The following is a 26,877-nucleotide window of genomic DNA, read 5'->3' on the forward strand; positions in this document are numbered from 1 at the left end:
GGGCGATCCGTGGACGCCAAGACCCTCGCGCGCATCGGCGCCGTGATCTTTGCCGCCTTCGCGATCACGGCGGCGGTGATCGACGCGTCGCGCAAGCCCGAGCCTTCCGCGCCTTTGGCGGTCACGCCGACGCTCGCCGCCAGCGCCGATCCGCTCGCGGCCGAACTGGACCGGTGCAACACGCTCGGCGAGGCCGGCGAGCGCGATGCCGGTTGCCTTGCTGCCTGGGCCAAGAACCGCCGCCGTTTTCTGGGTGAGGAGCGCTGAGCCATGGGCAATACCGGCGTCATCGACCAATTCCTCGGCGTCTTCACCAGCTACATCGACAGCGGCTTCGGCCTGCTCGGCGGCGAGGTCGGCTTCATCGCCACCACGCTCATCGTGATCGACGTGACACTCGCCGCGCTGTTCTGGAGCTGGGGCGCCGACGAGGACATCATGGCGCGGCTCGTCAAGAAGACGCTGTTCGTCGGCGTCTTCGCCTACCTGATCTCCAACTGGAACAACCTCGCCAGGATCGTCTTCGAGAGCTTTGCCGGGCTCGGCCTGAAAGCATCGGGCACCGGCTTCACGACCGCGCAACTGTTGCAGCCGGGCCAGGTCGCGCAGACCGGGCTCGACGCGAGCCGTCCGCTGCTCACCGCGATCTCGAACCTGATGGGCTATGTCTCGTTCTTCGAGAACTTCATCCAGATCGCCTGCATGCTGTTCGCCTGGGCGCTGGTGCTGCTCGCCTTCTTCATCCTCGCGATCCAGCTGTTCGTCACGTTGATCGAGTTCAAGCTGACGACGCTCGCCGGCTTCGTGCTGATCCCCTTCGGCCTGTTCGGCAAGTCTGCCTTCATGGCCGAGCGTGTCCTCGGCAACGTCATTTCGTCGGGCATCAAGGTGCTGGTGCTCGCCGTCATCATCGGCATCGGCTCGACCCTGTTCTCGCAATTCACCGCCGGCTTCGGCGGCGCGACGCCGACCATCGATCAGGCGATGGCGATCGTGCTCGCTGCGCTGTCATTGCTCGGCCTCGGCATTTTCGGCCCCGGCATCGCCAACGGCCTCGTCTCCGGCGGCCCGCAGCTTGGCGCGGGCGCGGCCATCGGGACCGGCCTCGCTGCAGGCGGCATGGTCGCGGCCGGCGCGGCGGGCGTGGGCGCCGTCGCCTCCGGCGGCGCAGCGCTCGCAGGTGGCGCAGCCGCCGCTGCCCGTGGCGGGGCTGCCTTGGCGGGAGGAGCCTCCACCGCCTACAGCCTCGGCGCGGCCGGACAGACCGGCGCGGCGGGCGTTGCCTCTGGTCTTCGCGGTGTCGCCAGCGCCGGCGCGCAAGCTGCCGTCTCGCCCCTGAAGCGCGCCGCATCGGGGGCCGTCGACAGCCTCAAATCCAGCTATGAGGCCGGAAGCCGCGCTGCCTTCGAAAGCACCGGCGGCGCCGTCGCGGGCGAAGCCGCCGCCACTGAAGCCGCCGCGTCCGCCGAATCCACCCCGCCCACAACCGACGGCCCGCCCGCCTGGGCGGAGCGCATGAAGCGCTCGCAGCAAATCACCCACGGCGTTCAGGCCGCCGCCCATGCCGTGCGCAGCGGCGACAGCCATGGCGGGGGCTCTTCCGTCGATCTCTCCGAAAGCGAATGATCATGTTCAAGCGACCATCGACGCATTACGGCAATTCTCCGCAACCCGAGACGCCCTACCAGCGCGCAGCCCAAGTCTGGGACGAACGCATCGGCTCCGCCCGCGTGCAGGCGCGGAACTGGCGCTTCATGGCCTTCGGCTCGCTTGCCCTGTCGGCAGGCCTTTCGGCCGCGCTAGTCTGGCAATCCGCGAACGGCTCGATCGTCCCCTGGGTGGTGCAGGTCGACAAGCTCGGCGCCGCGCAGGCCGTGGCGCCTGCGACCGCCGATTATCAGCCCAACGATCCGCAGATCGCCTTTTACCTCGCGCGCTTCATCGAGGAAGTGCGGGGCATTCCCGCCGATCCGATCATCGTGCGACAGAACTGGCTGCGCGCCTACGACTTCACCACGCAGGGCGGCGCGCTGGCGCTCAATGACTACGCCCGCGCTAACGACCCCTTCGCCAATGTCGGCAAGGTCCAGGTCGCCGTCGAGATTTCCAGCGTGATCCGCGCATCGCCTTCGAGCTTCCGCGTCGCCTGGATCGAGCGCCGATATCAGGACGGCTCGCTCGCCACGACCGAGCGCTGGTCCGCGATCCTCACCGTCGCCGTGCAGCCGCCCCGCGATGCCGACCGGCTGCGGAAGAATCCGCTCGGAATCTACATCAACGCCATCAACTGGTCGAAGGAACTTGGATCATGACGCCGCCTCTCCATCGCCCCGCCCCGACAAAAGGCGGATGTCCGGCTTTCCGTAAATCCGCGCTCCCACTTCTCCTGATTTGCGCGTCTGCGCTCGCGGGCTGCGCCGGGCAGATCCCGCCGCCCGACATCGACTACGACAACGCCGCGCCCGCCGTGCAGGCGTCCGATCCCCCCGCGCCGGTCAAGATCGTCGAACTGCCAAAGCCCCTGCCACTTCCCGGCCAACTGAAATCGGTCGGCAAGGATGCGAAGCCAGAGCCGGAAGCCGCCGATCCGACGGTGCGCGTCAATCAGGCCAATGCCGCCGCGCGCGTGCAGCCCGTGCGCAACGGCTTCATCAATTCGATGCAGGTCTATCCCTTCGTCGATGGCGCGCTCTATCAGGTCTATTCCGCCCCGGGCGAGATCACCGACATCGCCTTGCAACCGGGTGAGATCCTCGTCGGCTCCGGCCCTGTCGCTGCCGGCGACACCGTGCGCTGGATCATCGGCGACACCGAAAGCGGCACAGCCGCTGGCAAGCAGGTTCACATCCTCGTCAAGCCGACGCGGCCCGAACTGATGACCAATCTCGTCATCAACACTGACCGGCGCACCTACCACATGGAACTGCGCTCTACCGAGAAGACCTACATGGCCTCGGTCTCGTGGCAATATCCGCAGGACCAACTCATCGCGCTACGTCGCCAGAATACCGAAGCTCAGGCGGCGCAGCCCGTCTCGTCGGGCATCGATCTCGCCAAGGTCAACTTCCGCTATGAGGTAACGGGCGACCGTGCGCCGTGGCGGCCGCTGCGCGCATTCGACGACGGCCGCCAAGTGTTCATCGAGTTCCCGCGCGGCATCGGCCAGGGCGAAATGCCGCCGCTCTTCGTCGTCGGTCCCGAGGGCGACACTTCCGAACTCGTGAACTACCGCGTGCGCGGCAATTACATGGTCGTTGATCGGCTGTTCGCAGCCGCCGAATTGCGCTTCGGCGCGACCAAAAACCAGAAGCGCGTGCGCATCTCCCGCACAGACGGGAGGCCAGCGTCGTGAACAGCGATCTCGATCCCGAGAAGGAAGAAGGCAAACGCACCGGGCCGGCGGACATGCCGGAAGCCGAAGATGACGCCCGGCCGCTGAACGGCGAGCGCGCCACGGCCATGCGGCTGCGGCCGGAGCCGCCGCGCGTCACCCGGCTGTCGCGCAAGGCGCTCGCCGGGCTCGCGCTCGTCACGAGCCTCGGTCTCGGCGGTGCGCTGATCTACGCGCTTCAGACCCGACACGGCGGCAACCAGGGCCAGGAACTCTACTCCACCGACAACCGCACGACGCCGGATGGCCTCGCCAATCTGCCGAAAGACTATTCCGGCGTGCCCAAGCTCGGCCCGCCGCTGCCGGGCGATCTCGGCCGCCCGATCCTCAGCGCGCAGAACGCCGGCCAGTCGGTGCCGACACCGCCGATGGCCATGCCCAATCCCGGAATCAGCCAGGAGGAGCAGCGTCGCCTTCAGGAGATCGAATCCGCCCGCACTGCGCGGTTGTTCTCATCGACCGAGACCCGGCCGTCGAGCCCGCAGGCGGCGACCGCCGGGCCGGTTCCACAACCCGACCTCGCCAGCCTCGGGCTCGCGCCGCAGCCGTCGACGCCATCGGCGCAGGATCGCCAGCTCGCCTTCCTCAACCAGACGCCGGATAAACGCACGGTCTCGCCTGACCGCGTTGCGGCGCCGGCTTCCATCAACGTGCTCCAGGCAGGCGCCGTCATTCCGGCGGCGCTCATCACCGGCATTCGGTCGGACCTTCCCGGCCAGATCACCGCGCAAGTCACCGAGAACATCTACGACAGCCCCACCGGCCGCATCCTTCTCGTGCCGCAAGGCACACGCGTCGTCGGCCAATACGACAACGGCGTCGGCTTCGGTCAGCGGCGGGTGCTGCTCGTCTGGAGCCGGCTGATTTTCCCCAATGGGCGCTCGATCGTGCTCGAACGCCAACCCGGCGCCGACGCCGAAGGCTACGCCGGCCTGGAAGATGGCGTCGACTACCATTGGGGCGAGCTGTTCAAGGCGGCCGCGCTCTCGACGATCCTGAGCGTTGGCGCGGAGGCCGGGACCAGCCAGAACGAGAACAACCTCGTCCAGGCGCTCCGTCAGGGCGCGTCGAACAGCGTCAGCCAGACCGGCCAGCAGATCGTCAGCCGCCAGCTCAATATCGCGCCGACGCTGACGATCCGACCGGGCTTCCCAGTCCGCGTTATCGTCACCCGCGACCTCGTGCTCGAACCCTACGGAGGCTGACATGGCGAAACTGAAGCTGGCGCCCATCGCCGACGACAAGCCGGTCAAAGTCGCAATCGAACTGCCGGCCGCCCTTCATCGCGATCTCGTCGCTTATGCCGAAATCCTTGGCCGCGAGACCGGGCATAAACCCGCTGATCCCGTTCGACTCATCGTCCCGATGCTGGAACGATTCATGGCGACGGATCGGGGGTTTGCGAAAGCAAGAAAGGCGCGGACGGGTTCGGAACCAGGTCACTGACGACGGCCCGCAGGTCAACGTCCGCCATCGACTTCGCCAGGTCGAGAAGGCGGTGCAAGGCGGGGTTTTCGTTGTTCGGCGACCAGACCCCGCAGAACGGCAGGACCTCGCCGGCAATCGGTCGAAACACTACGCCCGGAAATTGCGCAGCCGTCGTCGCCTCGCTCGTCACGGTCAAACCGCGCCGGAGCGCGACCAGTCGCATCAGGTTATCCCGGCTGACAGCTTGATGATGGATTTCCGGATGACGCCCGAGGTCGGCGAGCCGCTTGACGAGATAGTCATGGATCTCCTCGCCGGGCGCGCTTTCGCTGACGATGAAGGGCTCGCCGGCAAGTTCTTCGAACTGGACCTCTCCATCGCCGCACAGGCGGTGGCCCGCCGGCAGCACGACGAAGATGCGCTCGGTCCAGAGCTGCCGCCCCTCGCAGCCCGGCCAATCGGCGCAGCCGGTGATGAACGCGACATCGAGGTGATGCTTTCGGATCGCGGCGATGTGGTCTGCGGGATTGCCGTCGATGAAGGTGAGTTTGACGGCCGGGTGCTGCGCGCCGAAGGTATCGATCAACTCGGAGAGGAAGCCCGACGCCAGCGACGAGAAAATCCCGATTCTGATGTGGCCGTCCTCGCCACGTCCGATAGCCGCCGCCTCGGACCGCGCGAGGCCGATTTCCGTCAACGCCTTACGGCCGCGCTGAACGAACTGTTTCCCGGCATTCGTGAGCGTCACGCCATTGGGCGTGCGGATGAAGAACGCCGTTCCCAATCGTTCCTCAAGTTCGCGGATACGGCGACTGATCGCTGACTCCTGAACACCAAGTGCCGCAGCTGCTCGCCTGAAACTTCCTTGGTCAGCTGCCGCAATAACATACTGGATGTGGCGCACCTGTACCGGCAAACACGCAACTCCCGAATATATCCGATCCGAACCTGATTCCTAATAACAGCATTTTTGCGCGGTTGCGTACGGATTTGCACCAGTTTGGTATATGGATGTTCACGCCGATATCCACGCTACAACGCGACGTCTTACTACTCTGCTTGAAAGGGTCTTCCACTATCGCGACCTATCGTTCTCTATCGCCAGCGGAACTGCGAGGGAGATCAAAAATGGGCAGGAGCGAACCGCTGGAAATCACCAAGACCATCAGGCGACATCAATTGCGCGAGATGGTGCCGCTTGCGGACAGCACGATCTACGAGATGGAACAGCGCGGCGAATTTCCCCGGCGCTTTGCGCTTTCCCCACGGTGCATCGTCTGGGACCTCGCGGAGGTGCAAGCTTGGCTAATAGCCCGGCGCGCAAAGCCAGTCTTTCGCGCCAAACATCCGGACGTCGCCCAACGCAAGTCCCGGCCCGTCAAAGCGCGGGATCGAGCGCAGCAAGGGGCATAGCGGGAGGCAGTACTGTAGGCGTGTACTTCCGGCCCTCTGCCCATGCATCTACTACTTCAGCCCATTCCTGCATCATGTGGCGACGCTGGACCTCGTATTCGGCCTTGTTATAGACCCCGCGCGATGAGCGCCCGTCTTCGTGCGCCAAGCACTTTTCGATCCAGTCGCGGTTAAAGCCCATCTCATTGAGCAGCGTCGATCCCGTCCGGCGCAGGTCGTGAACGGTGAACGGCTCCAGCGGCAGACCTTCCTTCCTGGCCTGTTCGACGACCGCGTAGGTGACGCGGTTGAAGGTCGCCCGCGACATCGGCGCGTCCGCGTCGTAGCGTGACGGAAGCAGATACTTTGAGTTTCCGGCGCAGGTTTTGAGCGCGATCATGATGTCTAGGGTCTGTCGGCACAAGTAGACGTTGTGCGGCTTTGATCGCTTCATTCGCTCCTTCGGAATCGTCCAGACCGCATTCTCGAAATCGATCTCGTCCCAGACGGCGTCCTGCAATTCGCTCTTTCGGACCATGGTCAACAGGTAGAGCTTCATGCCGAGGCGGATCGTTGGCAGGGTCGCCACCTTTTCGAGCTGCTTGAGCATAACACGGATTTCGGTCGGCGTGAGCGCGCGATCCTTGGGCGTGAAGGTCGCGATCGAAGCGGGGCCAACGTCAGCGGCCGGATTTGCGATCTTCTCGCCGTGGAGAATGGCGTAGCCGTAAATTTGCTTCAGGATGTCCCTGACGTGGATTGCCGTTGCCGGAGCGCCTCGCTCCACGATCTTGGCGCAAAGAGCGCGCAAGTCATCAGGTGTGATCTCGGTCAGCAAGCGGTTGCGCCAGACGGGCCTCAACTCACGCTCGAAGATCGCGCGACGCATGGCCCGTGTGCTGTCAGCCATCGGAGAGGCTGACAGCCATTTTTCGCCAAATTCGCCGAAGCTCTTGGCCTCCTTAATACGGCGCTTTTCACGCTGCTTTTCGATCGCGGGGGAACGCCCTTCGGCGATCGCCCGGCGCGCATCGATGCAGAGTTCACGTGCCCGGGCGAGCGAAATCCCATCTCGGGCGTACTTGCCAAGATGGACGGTCTCCCGCCTGCCGTTCAGCCGGTAGTCGAGCCGGAACGAGATGCCGCCTGACGGCGCGACGCGCACATACATGCCGTCACGATCTGTCACCTTGTACATTTTGGCTTTTGGTTTCAGGCACTTGAGTGCCGCATCGGTCAACATTTGGGGCCTCCTCGCGGAAAAGTACCGTCAGGCGTTCTTGGGAGGCTTTTGACGAAAATAATTGTTTTCTTACAACGCGTAATGTCAAAAAAAGTACCGTCATTAGCCTCAGTCGCTGTGACGGTACTTTCGTTTTTCCGGATGATCAATGGGGGCCAGGCCCGTCGATGAGGACGGCAAACGCGATCCTTGCCCACCGATAGATACCGATAGGTAATGGACGTATTATTTATTTTTTTCAGTGCGTTAGATCGTATTCCAGCGTATTTTCGGATACGCCCGGAGGGGCGAAAATCATTCCCACTCGATGGTGCCCGGCGGCTTCGACGTGTAGTCATAGACCACGCGGTTGATGCCCTTCACCTCGTTGACGATGCGCGTCGCCACGCGGGAGAGGAAGCCGGCGTCGAAGGGATAGATGTCGGCGGTCATGCCGTCGGTGCTGGTCACCGCGCGCAGGGCGCAGACGCTGTCATAGGTGCGGAAATCGCCCATCACGCCCACGGTGCGCACCGGCAGAAGAACGGCAAAGGCCTGCCAGATCGCGTCATAGAGCCCGGCGTTGCGGATTTCCTCAAGATAGATGGCGTCGGCCTTGCGCAGGATGTCGCACTTTTCGCGCGTCACTTCGCCGGGGATGCGGATGGCGAGGCCCGGCCCCGGGAAGGGGTGACGGCCTACGAAGATCTCGGGCAGGCCCAGTTCGCGGCCCAGCGCGCGCACTTCGTCCTTGAACAGTTCGCGAAGCGGTTCGACCAGCTTCATGTTCATGCGTTCGGGCAGGCCGCCCACGTTGTGGTGGCTCTTGATCGTGACCGAGGGCCCGCCGGTGAAGGAGACCGATTCGATCACGTCGGGATAGAGCGTGCCCTGCGCGAGGAAGTCTGCCCCGCCCACCTGGCGCGCCTCTTCCTCGAACACGTCGATGAAGGTCTTGCCGATGAACTTGCGCTTCGCCTCCGGGTCGGTAACGCCTTCCAGCCCCTTGAGGAACAGGGTCGAAACGTCCTTGTGGACCAGGGGAATCTTGTAGTGGTTGCGGAACAGGCTGACGACCTGCTCCGCCTCGCCCAGCCGCATCAGGCCATGGTCCACGAACACGCAGGTCAGCTGGTCGCCGATCGCCTCGTGGATCAGCACCGCCGCGACCGCCGAATCGACGCCGCCGGACAGGCCGCAGATCACGCGGGCGTCGCCCACCTGCTCACGGATCTCGGCGATCTTGGTCTTGCGGAATTCCGCCATGGTCCATTCGCCGGTGCAGCCGCACACGTGGCGCACGAAGTTGGCGATCAGCTTGCCACCGTCGGGCGTGTGGACAACTTCCGGGTGGAACTGGGTGCCGTAATACTTCTTCTGGTCGTTCGCGATCACCGCGAACGGCGCGCCATCGGATACAGCCACGATGCGGAAGCCCGGGGCGAACTGCGTCACCTTGTCACCATGACTCATCCACACCTGATGGCGATCACCCACGGTCCACAGCCCGTCAAACAGCACGCAGGGCTCGGTCACGGTGAGGAAGGCGCGGCCGAATTCGCCCGAATCGCCCGGTTCCACCTTGCCGCCCAGCTGCTCGCTCATCACCTGCTGGCCATAACAGATGCCCAGGATCGGCAGGCCGCTGTCAAACAGCACCTGTGGCGCGCGCGGGCTGCCATCGGCAGGCACGCTGGCGGGCGATCCCGACAGGATGATGCCGGTGGGCTTCATCCGGTGGAATGCCGCCTCGGCCTGGGTAAAGGGGGCGATTTCGGAATAGACGCCGGCCTCGCGCACGCGGCGGGCGATCAGCTGGGTGACCTGGCTGCCGAAATCGACGATCAGGATGGATTCTGAAGGCTGGATGCTCATGGCTGGCCGATAATGAGCCACGCGCGCGCTGTCCAGCCACGACATCCTGTCGCAACAGCTGTTGCAGGAAGTGAATTGCAATTTCCGCAACTGCCTTTGTTTTGTTCGCATTTGCACAATACGTCAAAAGGCGTATCTGCGGCCTCGTTCAGCAAGCTCCTGCAATCCACCACCCTGCCGGCGCCGATGAACTGGGAGACTGCCTGGAAGAGCCTCACAACAAACAGGAGGTAATTCCCATGCGCAGCATCGTGACCTACGCGCTGCCGATCATTCTTGCTGCTGGCATCAGCGGCATGATGTTCACCGCCACGCTCGCCTGAGCCGCGGTACAGACAAATCGGTAGTCCGCCAAAGCGGCTGTCCCGAAGTACGGGACGGCCGTTTTGCTTTTTTGGCGCCCTTTGCTTTTTCAACATGCTGACGGCACATGGTCGCCGTGACGACCGTGACCCGTTTCGCCCCCAGCCCCAACGGCCCGCTGCACCTTGGCCATGCCTTTGCAGCGATCGTCGCGCATGATCGTGCGATGCGCGATGGCGGCGCGTTCATGCTGCGGATCGAGGATATAGACGGCGCGCGCAGCCGGCCCGAGCTGGCCGGGGAGTTCCGCGAGGACCTGCGCTGGCTGGGCCTGGCATGGCGAGAGACACCGCCGCAATCGACCCGCCTTACGGCATACAGGGCCGCGCTGGAATCGTTGCGCGAACGGGGCCTGGTCTATCGCTGCACCTGTACCCGGGCCGAGATCGCCGCCGCGGCGGGCGCCCCCGGACCGGACGGTCCGGTCTATCCCGGCACCTGCCGCCACAACGCGCCATCGCCGGATGCGCCGGCCGTATGGCGGCTGGATATCGCCAGGGCGACGGCCATCGCCGGACCGCTCACCTGGCATGACGAGCGGCGCGGACTGCAACCTGGGCGGCCGGAGCTGTTCGGTGACGTGGTGCTGTGGCGCAAGGACGCACCGGCAAGCTACCACCTGGCCGCCACGCTCGACGATGCGGCGGACGGCGTCACCGTGGTGACCCGCGGGGCAGACCTGTTTGCCGCCACGCATGTCCATCGCCTGCTGCAGGCGCTTCTGGGCCTGCCGGTGCCGGTGTGGCATCACCACCCCGTGCTGGTGGAAGCGGACGGGCGCAAACTGGCCAAGCGGCGTGGCGCCCCCTCGCTGGCCGACCGCCGCCATTCGGGCGAGAGCGGGACCGCCGTGGCGCAGGCGCTGCGCGCCGCCCGTTTTGACACTGGCATTTCCCTGTCCGAGTACGTAGACCGTGAACCATGAACTACCTGCTCATCCCGCTCCTGCTCATCTTCATGGGCCTTGCCGTCTATTCGCTGGTGCGCGGGATCGTCGCCTTCCTGAAAACCACGCGCGAAGGGCTGGAACGCGGGGATGAAGGCATCAAGGAAATGCAGCTTCTGCAGAACAGGATGATGTGGAACCGCGTGAAGTTCCAGGGCCTCGCCGTGCTTGTGGTGGCCGTGCTGCTGGCGTTTTCGCACAAATAGGCGCGTTCTCGTACAAAGGCACAGGCGCCACCCACCATGGTCAAGCTCAACAAGATCTATACCCGCACCGGTGACGACGGGACCACCGGCCTTGTCGATGGTTCGCGCCGCGCCAAGGCCGATCCGCGGATGCACGCCATCGGTGAAGTGGACGAACTGAACAGCGCCATCGGCCTGGCCACGCTGGCGGTGCCGGCGGAAACCGCGGCCGACCTGCAGCGCATCCAGAACGACCTGTTCGATCTGGGCGCGGACCTCGCCACGCCGGAGGGTGCATTCGGTGTGGACGGATTCGAACCCGGCGAGATGGTGCTGCGCGTGATTCCGGCACAGGTCACCTGGCTGGAAACCGCCATCGATGCATTGAACGAAAACCTGCCGCCCCTCACCAGCTTCATCCTGCCGGGTGGCAGCGAAGGTGCCGCCCGCGTCCATCTGGCCCGCGCCATCGCCCGCCGGGCAGAACGGGCAGCCGTGGCGGCAGCGGCGGCCGAACGCCTGAATCCTGCGGCCTTGGGCTATCTCAATCGCCTGTCGGATTACCTGTTCGTGCTGGCGCGATCGCTCAATGCAGGCGCCGATCCGCTCTGGGTGCCCGGCGGCAACCGCTAGGCCTTTCTCATGCTGCATTGCGATAGGTGGCGCACCTGCGAAGCCTGCGCTACGCAGCACCCAACCTGAACGGAAGGGAATGCTTATGCGGACAATGGCGGTTATCGGCGCAGGCCAGATGGGATCGGGCATCGCGCAGGTTTCGGCGCAGGCGGGCTTGAAGGTCCTGCTGTCGGACATCTCGCTGGAACTGGCGGAAAAGGCCAAGGACAAGATCGCCAAGGGCTATGCCAAGCTGGTCGAGCGGGGCAAGGTCGATGCCGTCCTGGCTGCCTCCACGCTCGACAACCTGATCCCCGTGGGTGACTACGCGCGCCTGCCCGAAGCCGAACTGGTGATCGAGGCGGCGACCGAGCGCGAGGACATCAAGCACAAGATCTTCAAGGCGGCGGGCGAATTCCTGGCCCCCACCGCCATCATGGCCACCAACACCAGCTCGATCCCGATCACGCGCATGGCGGTCAGCTCGCCCGACGCCGCGCGCTTCATCGGCATCCACTTCTTCAATCCCGTGCCGCTGATGAAGCTGGTGGAAGTGATCCCCGGTCTGGCCACGTCGGAATCCACCATCATGACCGTGCGCGATTATGCTGCGGCCATCGGCAAGGAAGTCGTGCTGTCTCAGGATGAGCCGGGCTTCATCGTCAACCGCATCTTCGTGCCCTTCATCAACGAGGCGGCCTTCGTGCTGGGCAGTGGCACCGGGTCGGTTGTGGACATCGACAAGGGCGTGAAGCTGGGCCTGAACCACCCGATGGGCCCGCTGGAGCTGGCTGACTTCATCGGGCTCGACACCCTGTTAGAGATCATGAAGATCTACCTCGCCTCCACCGGCGACCCGAAGTATCGCCCCGCGCCGCTGCTGCAGAAGTATGTCGAAGCAGGCTGGTATGGCCGCAAGACCGGTCGCGGCTTCTACGACTATTCGGGCGAGACCCCGGTTCCCACGCGCTGATTGTTGGGGGGCAGGCTGCCGGCCGGCCTGCCCCTGCCGCACCGGGGTCAAGGAACGCCACTGGCTGTCGAGCGTAGTCCCGCGCAAGGAGATTGCGCATGACCGACCGCCCACGCCCCCACGCCGGCCCCGACGAGGAAACCACCTCGGAAAACTTCATCCAGCGCGATCTCGCGCCGGAAACGCACAACGACGAACAGGACGACGAAACCGCGCAGGCGCAGTTCCTGGCCGACGAGGCGCTGGGCCGGGCCACCACCGTTTTCGGCAGTGACGAGGAAACCGAGCGGGTGGGCGACGATGCCGACGAGATCGGCGGCACCACGCCGGACATCGTCGATCACATGAAGCAGATGGTCAGCAGCGGCCGCATCGACATGGGTGCCTTCCGCGGCGAACGCAGCGACGACGACGAGGAAGGCTATTACGGCGAGGGCGGCATCGACGATGACACGCCTCGTGGCGCCCCCTGACCGATCCTACTGGTCGCTATAGCTCGACGGCGCTTCACCGTATTCCGAGGTTTCGGATGACCGCTGGTCGGACGCTGCCCAGGCTTCGAACTTTGCCTGCTCCCGCTTTTCCTTGCGCAGCTTGGCCTGTTCGGCCGTTTCCGCCGCAGGGGGTGTGGCAAAGCCCATCATGCTGGTTCCCGATGACGCGAATACGGCCCAAACACACATCAGCCCGACCCAGACAAGGGCGGCCCAGCGGCTGCGGAAAAGAAGCGGATACATTCAAACCTCCAATGTGGATCAGGGATTCTGGTCCGGGCTTTCGGGCTGGTCGGGGCCTTGGTCCGGGGCGTCCGGATCATTGGCCGTATCGGCAGGGCGATCGTGATAGATGCGCACTTCCACCTTGCGCCCCTGCGCCTCTTCGGCCTCATCCGCCGGCGGCGCGGGTGGTTCCTGCGCCGCCCACTGCGAGAAGCGATCCTGCCCGGTCACGGCCTGCTCGGGCTCGTCCGGAGACAGGCCGCCGGACAGGCTGCGGGTTGCGATCAGCAAGGCCCCGCCAAGCATCAGCAGCACCCATGCCAGCGCGAACAAGCGATTGCGAAACAGCTGGGCGTACATGCGAATTCCGGGTCCAGGGTTTTCGACGGATGCACGCCATGAGTACCGCACGAAGGTTAAGAACCCGCCAAGGGGACATGACTAAGCACAGCCCCGGAATTGTTCACCATCGCGCGGCCTGTCAGCCTCGATATGCTCCGCACGCACCTTCGCGCACCCCAATTGCCCGTCGTGAACGGGCGCGTGCGGGGCGTCTGCCCGGCTGTGTGGCTGCGCGCGGTTGCCACTCCCATCCTTCCGGCGCATGAGGGCGGGCGTGCAAACGGTTCTCCTGCTCGTCCTGTCCAACATCTTCATGACCACGGCGTGGTACTGGCACCTGCGCGGCGGCCCGCAGGTGGCCGAAGCGCGGCCGATCCTGATGGTCATCGCCGTCAGCTGGGCGCTGGCGCTGGTGGAATACTGCCTTGCCGTGCCCGCCAACCGCATCGGCTATGCCCAGGGGTGGAGCGCGGGGCAGCTGAAGGTTGTGCAGGAAGCGATCGCGCTGGTCGTCTTCGGCGTGTTCATGGTGCTGGTCTTGGGCGAACAGCTGCACTGGCGGCATTTCGCCGCCTTCGTCTGCCTGATGGGGGCGGTCGGCTTCCTGTTCCTGAAATAGGCGGCGCTGTTCGATTTTCCCGCTCAATGGCGCACATGGTGCGGAGCAGGTCGACGATTGGTAAAGCGCCTGAGTTCCTTGCCTAAGTCATTGTGCTTTCAGCACGAATCCTGAGGAGAACAGATCGGGAAAGTGGTGCACCGCACCGCAATGCGCCGCCTGCTCCTCCTTTCCGCCCTGCTCCTCGTTTCCGCCCAGCAGCCCGTCATTGATCCGGAAAGGGCGACTTTCGGACCCTGCGGCGAAGGCAAGCGGATAACCTGCGTGGTAGATGGTGACACCTTCTGGTATCGCGGTACCAAGATCCGCATTGCCGACATCAATGCGCCCGAAGTTTCGCACCCGAGCTGCGATTCCGAAGCACAGCGCGGTGCGGCGGCCACCCGGCGCCTGACCGAACTGCTCAACGCCGGCGCCTTTTCGCTGGAGATCGACGGGCGCGAGACCGACCGCTATGGCCGCGCGCTGCGCGTGGTCACCCGCAACGGTCGCAGCCTTGGCACCATGCTTGCGCGCGAAGGGCTGGCGGAACATTGGAAAGGCCGGCGCGGCGACTGGTGCGCGGCCTGACCGCTCAGGCCGCGCGCAGCCCGCTCACGCTCCTGGCCCCGCGGTCAACGCCGGACAGCCCGTCGAACACCGCGTCGATGATCCGCGCCAGCTTGTCCTCGCTCAGCCGCTCCATCGCCATGGTCATGGTGGAAAGCGCGCAATAGGGCGCGACCATCTGGTTCACGAGGCTCAGCGCCTCGTCCACTTCCAGCCCGGCGAAAAAGCCTTCGGCCATGGCCTCGCCGATGATCTCGCACAGGTAATGGTCGGCCAGGTCAACATAGCTGCGCACCTGCTCGAAGTATTCCTCGCCCAGTTCCATGTAGGTCTGGTGCGCAACCGGATCAGCCCGCCACGCATCGCGGATCAGCACAAAGCGGCGCGCGAAGAATTCGTACATCTTGCGGCGCGGCGGCAGGTCGCTGGCCAGCACCGCTTCCATCACCGCCACCTTGGGCCGGAACCAGTATTCCGCCATCGCCTCCAGCAGCGCATCCTTGCCCTCGAAATAGCGGTAGAGGTTGGCGGACGACATGCCGGCGCGGCTGGCCAGATCCTGCATGGTCAGCGCGTGCGCGCCGCGCTCCTCGATCATGGCGCAGGCGATCTCCACCAGCCGTTCCTGACCTGCCTCGATATCGTTACGCGGACGTGCCATGATCGCTCTCGTGCTGGGGTTCGCTGAAATTAGGCGGGATATGTTCAGGATTCAATCTGCCACGGTGCTTGCGGTGGGCCTTGCCCTTTCCGCCTGCGCCACGCTGCCGCAACAGTCCGCACCGGTCGAGGTGGGCATCGCCGCCTTCAACGATTTCCACGGCAGTCTTGAACCGCCCAGACAGGCGGTCCTTGCGCCTGATGGCGCGGGTGGATCGGTGGCGGTCCCCGCAGGCGGCGCGGCATGGCTCGCCACGGCGCTGGATTCGATCCGCGCCCGCCATCCCCATCACCTGACGGTTTCAGCGGGAGACCTGACCGGAGCCTCGCAGCTTGCCTCGTCGCTGTTCCTTGACGAGCCGACCGTGGGCGTGATGAACCGCCTCGGGCTCGATTTCAACGCCGTGGGCAACCACGAGTTCGACCGTGGCGCGGCAGAGCTCACCCGCCTGCACAAGGGCGGTTGCCAGCAACTGACCCGCCGGAAGCCGTGCCTGTTGGAAAGTTTCCCCGGGGAAACATTTGCCCTGCTCGCCGCCAGCACCGTGGATGCGCGGGGCCGCACGCTGTTTCCGGCCAGCGGCATCCGCCGCTTCGGCAAAGGCCGCGCGCAGGTGAGCGTCGGGGTAATCGGCCTGACCCTGAAAGGCACGCCCGACCTTGTCGACCGCGCAGGCATCGCCGGGCTGACCTTCCGGGACGAGGCCGAGACGATCAACGCCGAAGTGCCCCGCCTGAAGGCGCAAGGCGCTGACGCCATCGTCGTGCTGATCCACCAGGGCGGGCGGCAGGCCGGCAACACGCCCGATCCCGATGGCTGCGCGGGCTTTGCCGGAGAGATCCGCCCGATCCTTGACCGGCTCGATCCGCGCGTGGACCTTGTCGTTTCGGGCCATACCCACGCCGCCTATGTCTGCGATGGGCCCGGGCCGCTGCTGACCAGCGCGGGTCTCTATGGCACGATGGTGACCGACATCGTCCTTGCAATAGACCCGCGCACGCGCAAGGTCGTGCGCCGCAGCGCGCGCAACGTGATCGTGCAGTCGGTGCCGTTCACTTCGGCCAAGGGCGCCGTGCCGCTGACGCAGGACGTGCCGCAGTTCGCGCCCGATCCCGCGATTGCCGCCTATGTCGGCCGCTATGTGGATGCCGCAAGGGCTGAAGCCAGCCGCCCGGTGGGCCGCCTGTCCGGCCCGGCCACGCGCGGAGATGGGTCCGACGGCGGCACGCTGGGCAACCTCGTCGCCGATTCGCAGCTTGCCGCCACGCACGATGCGGGGGCGCAGATCGCCTTCATGAACCCCTTCGGCCTGCGCGCGGCACTGGTGCCGGCGGCGGACGGGCGGGTCTCGTTCGGCGATCTCTATGCCGTGCAGCCCTTTGGCAACAACGTGGTGACCGAAACGCTGACCGGCGCGGAGATAAAGGCGGCGCTGGAACAGGGCCTTGACGACAAGGGCCCGGAGCAGGTCCTCAGCGCCTCCACTGGCTTTTCCTGGACCTTCGACCGCAGCCGCCCCGCAGGCGACCGCATCGTCGCCATGGCACTGAACGGGCGCCCCATCGATCCCGCCGCAACCTATCGCATCACGATCAACGGCTTCCTTGCGCTGGGTGGTGATGGCTTCACCGTGTTCGCCGGGAAGCCCGGCGCGACGACCGGCCCCACCGACATCGACGCCTTCGAACGCTGGATCGCCGCCACCCCCATCCGCGACGTTCCGCAGGAAAGGCGCGCCGCCTCACTCATCCCCTAGGGGAACCGCCACCCCCTTCATGCCGTTGCCCAAGGCATGGAAAACGCTGCCGAAATTGTCCGCCCCGCGCGTCGCTGGCCCGCCGTAGTGTGGATCGTCCGCCACGGCCAGAGCGCGGGCAACGTGGCGCGTGACCACGCCACTGAACTGGGCCTGCCGCGCATCGCGCTGACCCATCGCGATGTCGACGTGCCGCTGTCCGATCTCGGGCGCGATCAGGCGCGGGCGCTGGGCCACTGGTTCTCACAGAACGCCGAGGAAGCGCGGCCCAACGTGATCCTCGCCTCCCCCTATGTCCGCGCCGTGGAAACCGCGCGACTGTTTCGCGAGGCAGGCGGTTGCGACCGGCACGAACCGATCTGCATCGACGAGCGCCTGCGCGAAAAGGAGTTCGGCATCCTCGACGGGCTGACCACTGCGGGCATTCACGAACTGCAGCCGGAACAGGCCGCATTCCGCCGGTTGCTCGGCAAGTTCTACCACCGCCCGCCCGGCGGCGAATCGTGGTGCGACGTGATCTTCCGGCTGCGCGCGCTGATGGACACGGTCTCGCTCCACCATGCCGGGCACCGCGTGATGATCGTGGCGCATCAGGTCGTGGTGCTGTGCCTGCGCTACATCATCGAAGGGCTGGACGAAGCACAGGTGCTGGCCATCGATGCCGAGGGCGATGTCGCCAACTGCGGCCTCACCGAATACCGTTTTGAACCTGATGCGGGCAACGACGGCGGGCTGGTGCTGGCGCGCTACAACGTGACCGCGCCCCTGGTGGCGGAGGACACCGCCGTCACTTCCGAGCCGGATGCCATGGTCGCGGCCCGTGGTTAGCAGGCACAAGGATGAGGCGCAGCCGCTCGACAGCGATTGGCTGCGCGCCCATCCCCTGCCTCAGCCGGACAACGGCGCAGACAAGAACGCGCGCGGTCGCGTGCTCGCGATAGGGGGCTGTCGCACGGTGCCCGGCGGATTGCTGCTGACCGCCGAAGGCGCGCTGCGCGCCGGCGCGGGCAAGGTCCAGCTCGCCACGATTGCCGACGCCACGCTGGCCCTGGGCGTGGCGATGCCCGAAGCGGCCATCCATGCCCTGCCCACCGGGCGGGATGGCGAACTGGGCGAATGCCGGGAGGCGCTGAAACCGTTGCTGGAAAGGGCCGATGCCATCATCGCCGGGCCGGCCATGGGCTGCCGGGAAGCGGCGGGGCGTCTGCTGCCCGCGCTGGGCGATGCGACGGATGGCGCAACGCTGGTGATCGACGCCGCCGCGCTGATGGCGCTGCCCCATGTGCGCAGCACGATGCCGCCACGCCGCCAGCCCCCGATCCTGACGCCCCACATCGGCGAGATGGCCGCGCTGCTGAAATGTGACGCGGCAGCGATCGAGGCTGACCGGCCCGCTGCGGTGCGCCTTGCCGCCCGGCGCTTTCGCGCCATTTGCGTGCTCAAGGGCCCGACCAGCCTCGTCGCCGCGCCCGATGGCAGCATGTTTGCCTATGCAGGTGGCGGCGTGGGCCTTGCCACCGGCGGATCGGGGGATGTGCTGGCGGGCATAGTCGCAGGGCTTGCCGCTCGAGGCACGCCACCGCTGGAAGCTGCACTGTGGGCTGTGTGGCTGCATGGTGAGGCCGGGCGTCGCTGTTCGGAGCAGATGGGGCCGCTGGGCTTCCTCGCCCGTGAACTGCTGGCCCATGTTCCGGGCCTGATGCGCGCGCTCTGACCGTGACGGTCAGGTGAACTGCCTCATCGGGCCATTTGCCGTTCGGTAACGGCTTTTGGGCCAAATCGCATGGTGCCCCCCTTGTCTGAGGGGCCTAGCAGTGCGATATTCGGTTGATCATGCAACTTGAGTCCGTCCCACCTGCCTTCGCGGCATTTCCCATGCCCGGCGTCCGCGCCGGAGAGGACGACGATGGGCGCGGCCCTGGCGGCGGTGATCTGATTGGCATTGCAACCCGCACCCGCGCCCGGCCCAAGAAGCCGAGCATGTTCAAGGTACTGATGCTGAACGACGATTACACCCCGATGGAATTCGTGGTGATGGTGCTCAAGCGCTTCTTCCACATGGACCTGGAACAGGCCACGCGGGTGATGCTGCATGTCCACCAGAAGGGCGTCGGCGTCTGCGGGATTTTCCCCTACGAAATTGCCGAAACCAAGGTGAACCAGGTGATGGACTTCGCCCGGCAGAACCAGCACCCCTTGCAGTGTACGCTGGAAAAGGCCTGATTGCCGCCGGGCTAGGTCTATCCTCTGCGGGTCAGCGGATCTTCTGCTCCACCATTTCCCGCGCCACCGCGCGCAACAGCGCAGCCAGCCACGCCATCGCCAATGACCGGGCATTGCGCGAATGCGCGCCCGCCGCGCTTGGCAGAACCACCTGCGCCACATAGCCGCCATCGGCCAGGCGGCCACCGGTGAAGGTCGCCTTTTCCGGAAGCAGGGCCAAAGCCGCGCTTTCATAGGCGCCCGAATCCGCCAGCAAGCCGACATGCAGCAGATCGTCGTCCGCACTCTCGGCGGCAGACTCTTCATCGGCTGATGCCGGCGCCAGACCCCGCCCGAGCAGGACGGGCAGAACCTTTTCGAATCCCTCATATTGCTGGTCATGCGTCATTGCTTCGCAGGCGTCGGCCAACGCCTGCAATTCTTGAGGTCCGGCCCGGCAATGCAAGGCAAGCGCCTCGCGCCGGTCCGCCCTCGTGCGAACCCGATCCATTCCTCGATTTCTCCGAAGTTATTCCTGGATTTTTTGTCTTGGGGGGATTTCCAGCCGGAACCGGACACCGTTTTCGGCGTTCCTTCGACTTCTCCGGCCTGTCCGCCTGATAAGGGACTAATATCTCTCGTTTATTGTGGCAATAACTTTAGAGAGCACTTCGTCCTGTAGGTGCCGCCTGATTCCTTCCTTTTTCGCCTTTCGCGTACCGACGAACCCGGCTAGTCCGGCAGTCCCTGAGCAGCCCGTCAACCAGAGCGCCCGCGAAGCCACTCCGTGAAATTCCTCACCGCAACCGACAAATACATCGCCCGGCTCGTGATCGTGCCGATGCTGTCGGTGTTCGTGATCGCGGCATCGCTGCTCGTGCTCGACAAGATGCTGAAGCTGTTCGATTTCGTCGCCACGCAGGGCGGCCCGGTCAGCGTCGTCTTTAAGATGCTGGCCAATCTGCTGCCCGAATATGCCAGCCTCGCCATCCCGCTCGGCCTGATGCTCGGCATCCTCTTTGCTTTCCGCAAGCTCGCCACCTCGTCGGAACTCGACGTGATGCGCGCCGTGGGGTTGAGCTACACGCGGCTGCTGCGCGTGCCCTATCTCTTTGCCATCGCGCTGGCGCTGCTCAACCTCGCGATCGTCAGCTATATCCAGCCGCTTTCGCGCTATTACTATGAACAGCTGCAGTTCCAGCTGCGTTCGGGTGCGCTTGGTGCCTCGATCAAGGTGGGAGAATTCAACTCGCTGCAGGATCGCACCGCGCTGCGCGTGGATTCCAGCCGCGACGAAGGGCGTGACCTGCAGGGAATCTTCGCCCGCATCGCCACCGCGAAAGGCCAGGTCATGGTCATTTCCGCGCGCGAGGGGCAGTTCTTCGCCAACAAGGAAAACCCCGATACGGTGATCCTGCGGCTGACCGACGGACAGATCGTTCAGGATGGCCCCGGCATCGTCAGCCCGCGCGTGCTGTCCTTCGCCAGCCATGACCTGCCGATCGACCTGCCGAAGATCGAACAGTTCCGCCAGCGGGGGGACAAGGACCGGGAATACTTCCTGCCCGAACTGCTGCAGATCGGCTGGAGCGACAAGTCGACCGAGGCAGCCCGCGCGCAGTCACGCGCCAACCTCAACTATCGTCTGGTCGAAGTGGCCATGATGTTCCTGCTGCCGCTGCTGGCGGTCGCGCTGGCGGTGCCGCCCAAGCGGTCATCCTCCGCGCTCGGCGTGTTCCTGTCGATCGTGATGGTCGTCGCCTATCACAAGGTGAATGAATACGGGCAGGACGTGGCCAGCCTTGGCCGCATCGATCCCACGCTGGCGCTATGGGGGCCCTTCGTCGCCTTCGCCGTGCTGATCGTGTGGATGTACTGGCGGCTTGCCTATGTGCCCGGCGGCCAGCCGATCGGCGCGCTGGAAACCGGCTTTGCCAAGCTGACGAGCCGCCTGCGCAAGCTCTTCGCCTCGCGCGCTGACAGGCAGAAGGCGCAGGAAACCCTTGCCGCGCAGGAGGAAGCCGCCCGTGCAGCTTGAATTCTTCCCATCGCGCACGATCACGCTCTACATCGCCAAGACCTTTGCCGTGCGCATCGTGGCCGTGCTGCTCATGCTGGTGCTGGTCCTGCAGATGCTCGACCTGCTCAGCGAATCGGGCCGGATCCTTGCTGCGCCCGGCAACGGACAGGGCGAGCTGATGACCTACATCTCGCTGCGCATGCCGCAGCTGGTCAGCCGGTTCCTGCCCTATTCGGTGCTGCTCGCCACGATCATCACGCTGATAACGCTGAACCAGAACAGCGAGGTCATCGCGATGAAGGCCGCCGGCCTTTCCGCGCACCAGATCCTTGCCCCGCTGTTCCTTGTCGCGGCCTTCGCCTCGGTCTTCGCCTTCGGCTTCAACGAGCGCGTCGTCACCCGCTCCACCGCAACGTTGAAGGCCTGGCAGGATGCCGACTATGGCGCGATTCCCAAGGACAGCGACGTAAAATCCAACGTCTGGCTGCAGGACGGGCCGAACATCCTCTTCGCCCGCTCGATCGAAGGGCGCGGGTCGCAGACGCGGATGCAGGACGTCAGCTGGTATCGCCGCGATCCCACCGGCATGGTCACCGAGATTGTCCGCGCGCCTTCGGCCGCCTTCGCCAATCCCGGCTGGCGGTTTGACCAGCCGCTGTCTTTCGACGTGCAGAGCGCGCGCCGTACCGCGCTGCCCGGCCCCAAGGTCTATGCCCTGAACGTTGAGCCGGCGCAGATCATCATCCGCAAGGCCAATCCCGATGGCGAATCGCTGATGATGCTCACTGGCTCCATCACGGCGATCCGCGATGCCGGCTATCGCACCAGCGAACTTGACGGAAAGTGGTGGCACAAGATCTCAGGGCCGCTTTCGGCCGTGCTGATGCCGCTGCTTGGCGCAGTGGCGGCCTTCGGCCTTGCGCGGTCGGGCAAGCTGTTCGTGCGCGCGGTGATCGGCATGGCGCTGGGTTTCGCCTATTTCGTGGTGGACAATGCCGCGCTCGCCATGGGCAACTTCGGCGGCTACCCGCCGATGCTCGCCGCCTGGGCGCCGTTCCTGCTGTTCCTGCTGATCGGCGAGATGGTGCTGATCCGCACCGAGGAATAGCGCCCGGGTGCGCAGTCCACGCGTCTCGGTCGTCTGCATCTTCTACCAGGCCGAACGCTTCCTGGCCGAGGCCGTCGACAGCGTTCTGGCGCAGGACTTTGCCGATTGGGAACTGCTGCTGGTGGACGATGGCTCCACCGACGGCGGCACGGCCCTCGCCCAGGGCTACGTCACGCGCCACCCCGGCCGCATCCGCTATCTCGATCACCCCGGCCACGCCAACCGCGGCATGAGCGCCACGCGCAACCGCGGCATTGCCGAGGCGCAGGGCGAATATCTCGCCTTCATTGATGCAGACGATGTCTGGCGCGCCGCCAAGCTGGCCGAACAGGTTGCGCTGCTGGATGCCGATCCCGCCGCTGCCATGGTCTGCGGCAACCTGGAATACTGGCGCAGCTGGGACGGTGGGCGCGATGCGGTGGTGCGCATCGGCCCGCCCCGCCACGGCCCGCTCGGCTCGGCACCCTTGCGCTCCTCGCCGCCCGATACCCTGCTCGATTGCTATCCGCTGGGCATGATGCCCGCCGTCTCGGTCGATGCGCTGGTGCGCCGTTCGGTGGCCGAAGCGGTCGGCCGGTTCGAGGAGCAGTTCACCGCGCTCTATGAGGACCAGGCCTTCTTCGCCAAGGTCATGGCCAGCCACCCGGTGATCTTCGCCGATCGCAGCTGGCTGCGCTATCGCCAGCACGGCGGCAACACCGTTTCCACCGCCCATGCCGATGGCAGCTACCGCGCCAGCCGTGCCGCCTTCCTCGTCTGGCTGGAAAGCTGGATTGCCCCCCGCAACCTGCCCGGCAAGGCGCGCCTGCAGCGCGCCATCGCGCGCGAACAATGGAAGCTCTCCCACCCCCTTGCCGCCAAGGTGCTCAACCGCATCCAACGCCGCTTCCCGCGCCTGATGCGTTGAGCGGTCAGGGCTGGAAGAAGCGCGAACGCAGGTAGGTGGCCGGGCGCGGGATCGCGGTCTTCAGCCAGAATCGCCACGGCGAGTCACAGGTCAGCATCTCGATCCGCGCCACGTCCATCATGTTCTTGCCGCGCCGCGCATGCTTGTCGGCCAGGCCGAAGCCCAGCGCGTAGCCGGCCTTCTCCACCGCCTCGAAGCAGCGCTGGTCGCGCCCGCCGAAGGGATAGCAGAAGTATTTCGGCCGCGGCAGGCCCATCGCCTCGATATCGTCGGCACAGCCCAGCGTCTCGCTGGCAAGGTCACGGTCCGAAAGGTCGGGCATCATCCGGTGGGTGCGCGAATGCGCGCCGATGTCCACGCCCAGTGCGTGCAGCGCGCGCAGGCCCTCGGGGTCGAGCAGCTGCAGCCGCACCGCACCCACCTTCTGGTCCCATTCGTTGGTCCATGACGGCAGGCCGGTGACGGCGAAGGCCACCGGGCGGATGCGCTGCGGTGCCAGCACGGTCCGCACCACCTCGGTCAGGTCGGTATAGCAATCGTCGAAGGTCAGCAGCACCGCCTTCTTCGGCAGGCGGATCAGCCCTTTCAGGCACAGCAGCAGGTCATCCGCCGTGATGAAGGTGAACCCGCGCCGCTTCAGCGAGGCGATCTGCGCGGCAAACACATCGGGCGGGATCGAATAGTTACCCAGCAGCCCGTCGAACGAATGGTCCGCCATCGCGTGATAGCACAACACCAGCGCCTTGCGCGCATTGGGCATGCCGCCGTGCCTGCGCACGGCTGACCAATAGGCCACCTGCTGCGCCGCATAGAACACGCGCGCCACCCACTTGTTCGATCGCCACCGCGTTTTCAGCGCCCGGTCCGCAAACCATCCGGCAAAGGCGGCGAAGACTTTGGGAAAAAGCGGCACCGCACCCAGCGGCTTGTAGACATAGCGGGTCACGCGCCGGTGGATGTTGTTCAGCCCGAACAGCGTCGGCGCCAGCGAAGGGTGCCGCCGCGCGAACATCACGTCCGCCCGGCCAGACTTGAACGCGCGGCGCAGGTTCTCGCGCGGGGTCACGATATAGCGGTGCAGGCTCACCGCATCGGGCGCGTGCACCACCTTGAACCGCTCCAGCAGCTTCACGCCAAAGTCGGCATCCTCCTGCCCATAGTTGCCGTTTTCGGTGAACCGCGCATCGAACCCGCCGATCGCCTCATAGGCGCTGCGCCGCACCGAAAGCTGGCCGCCGAACACGTGGAATGGCGTCAGCTGGTCCATCTCGCGCGATTGCCGGGCAGAATCCGCCGCCCAGATGGCGATGCCCTCGCTCAGGAACCCCGGCGGGCTGTTGTCCTCCAGCGGGATCTCGCCCAGCACCGCATCAGCCCCTTCGCGATATTTCTTCGCGTGCTGCTCCACGATGTCGGGGCGACAGATCATGTCGTCGTCCAGGAAGAACAGGATCTCGTGCCGAGCCTCCTGCGCGCCGCGGTTGCGCGCATGGCCCAGCCCGCCGTTGGGCTGCCACACCACGCGATAGGGGAACGGCAGCTCGATCTGCTTCAGCGCGTCCTCGGTGCCGTCGTTCGACCCGTCGATGATCACCACCAGCTCGAACGGCCCGTCGTATTCGATGCGGCCGATCGCCTGCACCGTCTCGCACACCATGTCCCGCCGTTGATAGGTCGAGACGATCATCGTGAAGGAGGGGTTGGACACCGCGTTCAAACCGTTTCTCCCGTCATGGAGCGCAGATAGGCAAGCGACTGCAAGGGGCCCGCTTCCACCACGCGACCCTGTTCCACCACCACGCCGTTGGTGCAGGCAGACAGGGTGCTGTGGCGATGGCTGATCACCAGCGCGGTGCGAAAATGGCGGTGCTCGCCCAGCAGGCGCATGATCTCGGCTTCAGACAGCGCGTCCACCGCATTGGTCGCCTCGTCCAGGATCAGCAGGTCGGGCCGGCGCAGCAGCGCGCGGGCCAGGCCGATGCGCTGGCGCTGCCCGCCCGAAAGGTTCGATCCCTCGTATCCCACCGGTGCATCATATCCGCCGGGCAGCGCGGCGATGAACCCCGCCGCACCCGCCACTGCCGCCGCCTCTTCTATCTCCGTCCGGCTCGCCCCCGGCCGGCCATAGGCGATGTTCTCCGCCACGCTGCCGTCGATCAGCATCACGTCCTGCCCGGCCACGGCAATGCGCGCGCGCCAGTCACGCTGGTCCAGTGCCGTCACCGGCCGCTCACCCAGCAGGATCGCCCCTGCAGAAGGCTCCACCAGCCGGCACAGCAGGTTGACGATGGTGGACTTGCCCGCGCCCGAATGCCCGATCAGCGCCGTCGCCACGCCGGGCTCGATGCTGAAGTCCACGCCGTGCAGCGCCGCGGCCCCGTTGGGATAGGCATAGCGCACCCCAGCAAAGCGGATCGGCGCATCCAGCGCGGTACAGGGTTCGCCCTGGACCAATGGCTCCGGCTCCTGCCCCAGCAGCCATTCCACTTCGCGCACCCGCCCGGTCACCCCGGAAATGCCGCTGCGCGCCTGGCCCACGGCGGCGGCATAGGGCTCCACCCGCGCCAGCAGAATAACATAGGCGATCAGTGCGGGCGCCGGCACCTGCAGCTGCCAGCCGATCACCAGCACCAGCACGAACACCGCCGCCATCGCCGCGCTCACCACCGGCATGATCGCGGCGCCCACCGCATACCAGGCGAACCCGGCGCGGAACACGCGCTGGCACACATCGGCAAAGCGGGTGCGCTCGCGCTCTTCCTGTCCGAACACGCGGGTGGTGCGCATGGCGGTGACCATGGCGATCATCCGCGCGCCCTGTTCCTTCACGTGGCCGGTGGACACCGTATCGAAATGGTCCTGCCGCCGCTGCAGCAGCACCAGCACGCCACGGATCAAGACCGCGCAGGCCAGCACCACCAGGAACAGCCGCCAGTCCAGCCACGCCAGCAGCGCACCCACCACCGCCATGCCGGTCAGCGCCGGGATCATCGCCAGCACACTGCGCAGCGCATCCCCCACCGACCAGCTGAACGCGGTGAACACCTGGATCAGCCGCGCGGTGTCTTCCCGCAGGAAGAACGCGAACTCCACGCCGGTCAGCCGCTCCGCCATGGCATTGTGCAGATCGCGCACGAAGCGGGACTGGATGAAGGCGATCAGCACGTTGTTGCCCGCCTGCACCGCGCCCCGCAACACCAGCAGGCCCAGCGCCACGCCCCCCAGCAAGGTCACGCGGCTATCGGCCGGGATCGACCCGGCCAGGCGGAACACCAGCCCGATCGGTCCCGGCTGCAACGCCTGCAACTGCGCATCGCCCGCCAGCATCGTCGCGGCCAGCGGCACCAGCGTGCCCACCCCCAGCCCGTCAAGCAGGCTGACCAGCACGCCCAACCCCGCCACCAATGGCAGCAGGGGCAAGTACGGCTTGGCAACCTTGCGCAGGGGGCTCACGCTCTTCGCCATCGTCAGGTCTGCAAACGTCCCTTCCCGGATCGGCACATGATGGCAAATCCTTTCGCAATTGCGAATGAACTGGTCAGGCTCTAGGACACTATGACAAGGTGAGTCCAGCCGCCGGCTGGGCCTTCAGGCCGGCACAGGG

Annotated in this window: 31 protein-coding genes; 22 read left to right on the forward strand and 9 right to left on the reverse strand. The window is 65.7% G+C overall.

Translation table 11 applies throughout. From position 1 onward, the window contains the following. Window positions 1–9 precede the first annotated feature (9 nt). Genes trbK-alt through POM99_RS07820 form a run of 6 tightly spaced genes read left to right on the forward strand, consistent with a single transcriptional unit; the run spans window position 10 to window position 4,837 of the window. Window positions 10–267 (forward strand): putative entry exclusion protein TrbK-alt, encoded by a 258-nt coding sequence (gene trbK-alt / locus POM99_RS07795; protein WP_277276453.1) that lies wholly within the window; start codon window positions 10–12, stop codon window positions 265–267. A 3-nt stretch (window positions 268–270) separates the two neighbouring features. Then, window positions 271–1,626: a P-type conjugative transfer protein TrbL gene (gene trbL, locus POM99_RS07800; RefSeq protein ID WP_277276455.1), complete on the forward strand. Its 1,356-nt coding sequence runs from the start codon at window positions 271–273 to the stop codon at window positions 1,624–1,626. A 2-nt stretch (window positions 1,627–1,628) separates the two neighbouring features. Beyond that, complete coding sequence (gene trbF / locus POM99_RS07805) at window positions 1,629–2,312, forward strand: conjugal transfer protein TrbF (protein ID WP_277276821.1); 684 nt, start codon at window positions 1,629–1,631, stop codon at window positions 2,310–2,312. Next, window positions 2,309–3,352, forward strand: coding sequence for a P-type conjugative transfer protein TrbG (gene trbG / locus POM99_RS07810; RefSeq protein WP_277276457.1), 1,044 nt, complete (start codon window positions 2,309–2,311; stop codon window positions 3,350–3,352). The genes trbF and trbG overlap by 4 nt, the downstream gene beginning before the upstream one ends. Window positions 3,353–3,405: 53 nt before the next feature. Beyond that, window positions 3,406–4,596 carry a TraB/TrbI/VirB10 family type IV secretion system protein gene (locus tag POM99_RS07815; RefSeq protein WP_438823000.1) on the forward strand — a complete coding sequence of 397 codons (1,191 nt, stop codon included), beginning with the start codon at window positions 3,406–3,408 and terminating at the stop codon, window positions 4,594–4,596. Between the two features lies 1 nt (window position 4,597). Further along, window positions 4,598–4,837 carry a DUF2274 domain-containing protein gene (locus tag POM99_RS07820; protein ID WP_277276459.1) on the forward strand — a complete coding sequence of 80 codons (240 nt, stop codon included), beginning with the start codon at window positions 4,598–4,600 and terminating at the stop codon, window positions 4,835–4,837. Here the strand turns inward: POM99_RS07820 and POM99_RS07825 are convergent. Continuing rightward, window positions 4,770–5,735, reverse strand: a complete 966-nt coding sequence (locus POM99_RS07825) for a LysR family transcriptional regulator (protein WP_277276460.1) — start codon at window positions 5,733–5,735, stop codon at window positions 4,770–4,772. The two genes, POM99_RS07820 and POM99_RS07825, sit on opposite strands and share 68 nt — an antisense overlap. Before the next feature lie 212 nt (window positions 5,736–5,947). Here POM99_RS07825 and POM99_RS07830 point away from each other — a divergent pair, with 212 nt between their 5' ends. Further along, on the forward strand, window positions 5,948–6,232 hold the full coding sequence (locus tag POM99_RS07830; protein WP_277276462.1) for a helix-turn-helix transcriptional regulator: 285 nt from the start codon (window positions 5,948–5,950) through the stop codon (window positions 6,230–6,232). Here the strand turns inward: POM99_RS07830 and POM99_RS07835 are convergent. Further along, window positions 6,198–7,454 (reverse strand): tyrosine-type recombinase/integrase, encoded by a 1,257-nt coding sequence (locus POM99_RS07835; protein ID WP_277276464.1) that lies wholly within the window; start codon window positions 7,452–7,454, stop codon window positions 6,198–6,200. The genes POM99_RS07830 and POM99_RS07835 overlap by 35 nt on opposite strands. Window positions 7,455–7,748: 294 nt before the next feature. After that, window positions 7,749–9,308: a glutamine-hydrolyzing GMP synthase gene (guaA, locus tag POM99_RS07840; protein WP_277276466.1), complete on the reverse strand. Its 1,560-nt coding sequence runs from the start codon at window positions 9,306–9,308 to the stop codon at window positions 7,749–7,751. A 101-nt stretch (window positions 9,309–9,409) separates the two neighbouring features. On the opposite strand from guaA, the gene POM99_RS07845 reads away from it, so the two are divergent. The 6 genes from POM99_RS07845 (at window position 9,410) to POM99_RS07870 (ending at window position 12,863) form a co-directional block, all read left to right on the forward strand. Further along, the gene (locus POM99_RS07845; protein ID WP_277276468.1) at window positions 9,410–9,631 is read left to right on the forward strand and encodes a hypothetical protein; all 222 of its coding nucleotides are present in this window, start codon (window positions 9,410–9,412) and stop codon (window positions 9,629–9,631) included. Window positions 9,632–9,738: 107 nt separating this feature from the next. After that, complete coding sequence (gene gluQRS, locus POM99_RS07850) at window positions 9,739–10,596, forward strand: tRNA glutamyl-Q(34) synthetase GluQRS (protein WP_277276470.1); 858 nt, start codon at window positions 9,739–9,741, stop codon at window positions 10,594–10,596. Then, window positions 10,593–10,823 carry an HIG1 domain-containing protein gene (locus POM99_RS07855; RefSeq protein ID WP_277276472.1) on the forward strand — a complete coding sequence of 77 codons (231 nt, stop codon included), beginning with the start codon at window positions 10,593–10,595 and terminating at the stop codon, window positions 10,821–10,823. The genes gluQRS and POM99_RS07855 overlap by 4 nt, the downstream gene beginning before the upstream one ends. A 36-nt stretch (window positions 10,824–10,859) precedes the next feature. Further along, complete coding sequence (locus POM99_RS07860; RefSeq protein WP_277276473.1) at window positions 10,860–11,435, forward strand: cob(I)yrinic acid a,c-diamide adenosyltransferase; 576 nt, start codon at window positions 10,860–10,862, stop codon at window positions 11,433–11,435. Window positions 11,436–11,520: 85 nt separating this feature from the next. Then, a complete protein-coding gene (locus POM99_RS07865; RefSeq protein ID WP_277276825.1) occupies window positions 11,521–12,390 on the forward strand; it encodes a 3-hydroxyacyl-CoA dehydrogenase family protein in 870 nt (289 codons plus the stop codon). 98 nt (window positions 12,391–12,488) lie between these two features. Then, a complete protein-coding gene (locus POM99_RS07870; RefSeq protein WP_277276475.1) occupies window positions 12,489–12,863 on the forward strand; it encodes a hypothetical protein in 375 nt (124 codons plus the stop codon). 6 nt (window positions 12,864–12,869) lie between these two features. Here the strand turns inward: POM99_RS07870 and POM99_RS07875 are convergent, their stop codons facing one another. Beyond that, a complete protein-coding gene (locus POM99_RS07875; protein WP_277276477.1) occupies window positions 12,870–13,034 on the reverse strand; it encodes a hypothetical protein in 165 nt (54 codons plus the stop codon). A gap of 111 nt (window positions 13,035–13,145) precedes the next feature. After that, window positions 13,146–13,469 (reverse strand): hypothetical protein, encoded by a 324-nt coding sequence (locus POM99_RS07880; protein ID WP_277276479.1) that lies wholly within the window; start codon window positions 13,467–13,469, stop codon window positions 13,146–13,148. Window positions 13,470–13,725: 256 nt separating this feature from the next. Between POM99_RS07880 and POM99_RS07885 the strand changes: the two genes are divergently transcribed. Both POM99_RS07885 and POM99_RS07890 read left to right on the forward strand, forming a co-directional pair. Beyond that, entirely contained in the window at window positions 13,726–14,070 is a 345-nt protein-coding gene (locus tag POM99_RS07885; protein ID WP_277276481.1) for a DMT family protein, read from the forward strand. Between the two features lie 135 nt (window positions 14,071–14,205). Continuing rightward, window positions 14,206–14,640: a thermonuclease family protein gene (locus POM99_RS07890; RefSeq protein WP_438822995.1), complete on the forward strand. Its 435-nt coding sequence runs from the start codon at window positions 14,206–14,208 to the stop codon at window positions 14,638–14,640. A 4-nt stretch (window positions 14,641–14,644) separates the two neighbouring features. Here the strand turns inward: POM99_RS07890 and POM99_RS07895 are convergent, their stop codons facing one another. Further along, window positions 14,645–15,280, reverse strand: a complete 636-nt coding sequence (locus POM99_RS07895; protein WP_277276483.1) for a TetR/AcrR family transcriptional regulator — start codon at window positions 15,278–15,280, stop codon at window positions 14,645–14,647. Between the two features lie 40 nt (window positions 15,281–15,320). On the opposite strand from POM99_RS07895, the gene POM99_RS07900 reads away from it, so the two are divergent. From POM99_RS07900 to clpS, 4 genes are all read left to right on the forward strand, one after another. Then, window positions 15,321–17,036, forward strand: coding sequence for a bifunctional metallophosphatase/5'-nucleotidase (locus tag POM99_RS07900; RefSeq protein WP_277276485.1), 1,716 nt, complete (start codon window positions 15,321–15,323; stop codon window positions 17,034–17,036). 36 nt (window positions 17,037–17,072) lie between these two features. Beyond that, entirely contained in the window at window positions 17,073–17,864 is a 792-nt protein-coding gene (locus POM99_RS07905; protein ID WP_277276487.1) for a histidine phosphatase family protein, read from the forward strand. Continuing rightward, complete coding sequence (locus tag POM99_RS07910) at window positions 17,857–18,750, forward strand: NAD(P)H-hydrate dehydratase (RefSeq protein WP_277276489.1); 894 nt, start codon at window positions 17,857–17,859, stop codon at window positions 18,748–18,750. The genes POM99_RS07905 and POM99_RS07910 overlap by 8 nt, the downstream gene beginning before the upstream one ends. 161 nt (window positions 18,751–18,911) lie before the next feature. After that, the gene (gene clpS, locus POM99_RS07915; RefSeq protein ID WP_277276491.1) at window positions 18,912–19,259 is read left to right on the forward strand and encodes an ATP-dependent Clp protease adapter ClpS; all 348 of its coding nucleotides are present in this window, start codon (window positions 18,912–18,914) and stop codon (window positions 19,257–19,259) included. A 31-nt stretch (window positions 19,260–19,290) separates the two neighbouring features. Here the strand turns inward: clpS and POM99_RS07920 are convergent, their stop codons facing one another. Next, on the reverse strand, window positions 19,291–19,647 hold the full coding sequence (locus tag POM99_RS07920) for a hypothetical protein (RefSeq protein WP_277276493.1): 357 nt from the start codon (window positions 19,645–19,647) through the stop codon (window positions 19,291–19,293). Between the two features lie 378 nt (window positions 19,648–20,025). Here POM99_RS07920 and lptF point away from each other — a divergent pair, with 378 nt between their 5' ends. The 3 genes from lptF to POM99_RS07935 are packed head-to-tail and all read left to right on the forward strand — an operon-like array spanning window position 20,026 to window position 23,273. Further along, window positions 20,026–21,276, forward strand: coding sequence for an LPS export ABC transporter permease LptF (lptF, locus tag POM99_RS07925; RefSeq protein ID WP_277276495.1), 1,251 nt, complete (start codon window positions 20,026–20,028; stop codon window positions 21,274–21,276). Further along, window positions 21,266–22,366: an LPS export ABC transporter permease LptG gene (gene lptG / locus POM99_RS07930; protein WP_277276497.1), complete on the forward strand. Its 1,101-nt coding sequence runs from the start codon at window positions 21,266–21,268 to the stop codon at window positions 22,364–22,366. The genes lptF and lptG overlap by 11 nt, the downstream gene beginning before the upstream one ends. A gap of 7 nt (window positions 22,367–22,373) precedes the next feature. Continuing rightward, window positions 22,374–23,273 carry a glycosyltransferase family 2 protein gene (locus tag POM99_RS07935; protein WP_277276499.1) on the forward strand — a complete coding sequence of 300 codons (900 nt, stop codon included), beginning with the start codon at window positions 22,374–22,376 and terminating at the stop codon, window positions 23,271–23,273. A gap of 4 nt (window positions 23,274–23,277) precedes the next feature. Here POM99_RS07935 and POM99_RS07940 read toward each other — a convergent pair whose 3' ends face one another. Beyond that, on the reverse strand, window positions 23,278–24,981 hold the full coding sequence (locus POM99_RS07940; protein ID WP_277276501.1) for a glycosyltransferase: 1,704 nt from the start codon (window positions 24,979–24,981) through the stop codon (window positions 23,278–23,280). 5 nt (window positions 24,982–24,986) lie between these two features. Further along, window positions 24,987–26,738 carry an ABC transporter ATP-binding protein gene (locus POM99_RS07945; RefSeq protein ID WP_277276503.1) on the reverse strand — a complete coding sequence of 584 codons (1,752 nt, stop codon included), beginning with the start codon at window positions 26,736–26,738 and terminating at the stop codon, window positions 24,987–24,989. Window positions 26,739–26,877 lie beyond the last annotated feature (139 nt).

This window comes from Novosphingobium cyanobacteriorum, assembly GCF_029436685.1.
Classification (GTDB): Bacteria; Pseudomonadota; Alphaproteobacteria; order Sphingomonadales; family Sphingomonadaceae; genus Novosphingobium; species Novosphingobium cyanobacteriorum.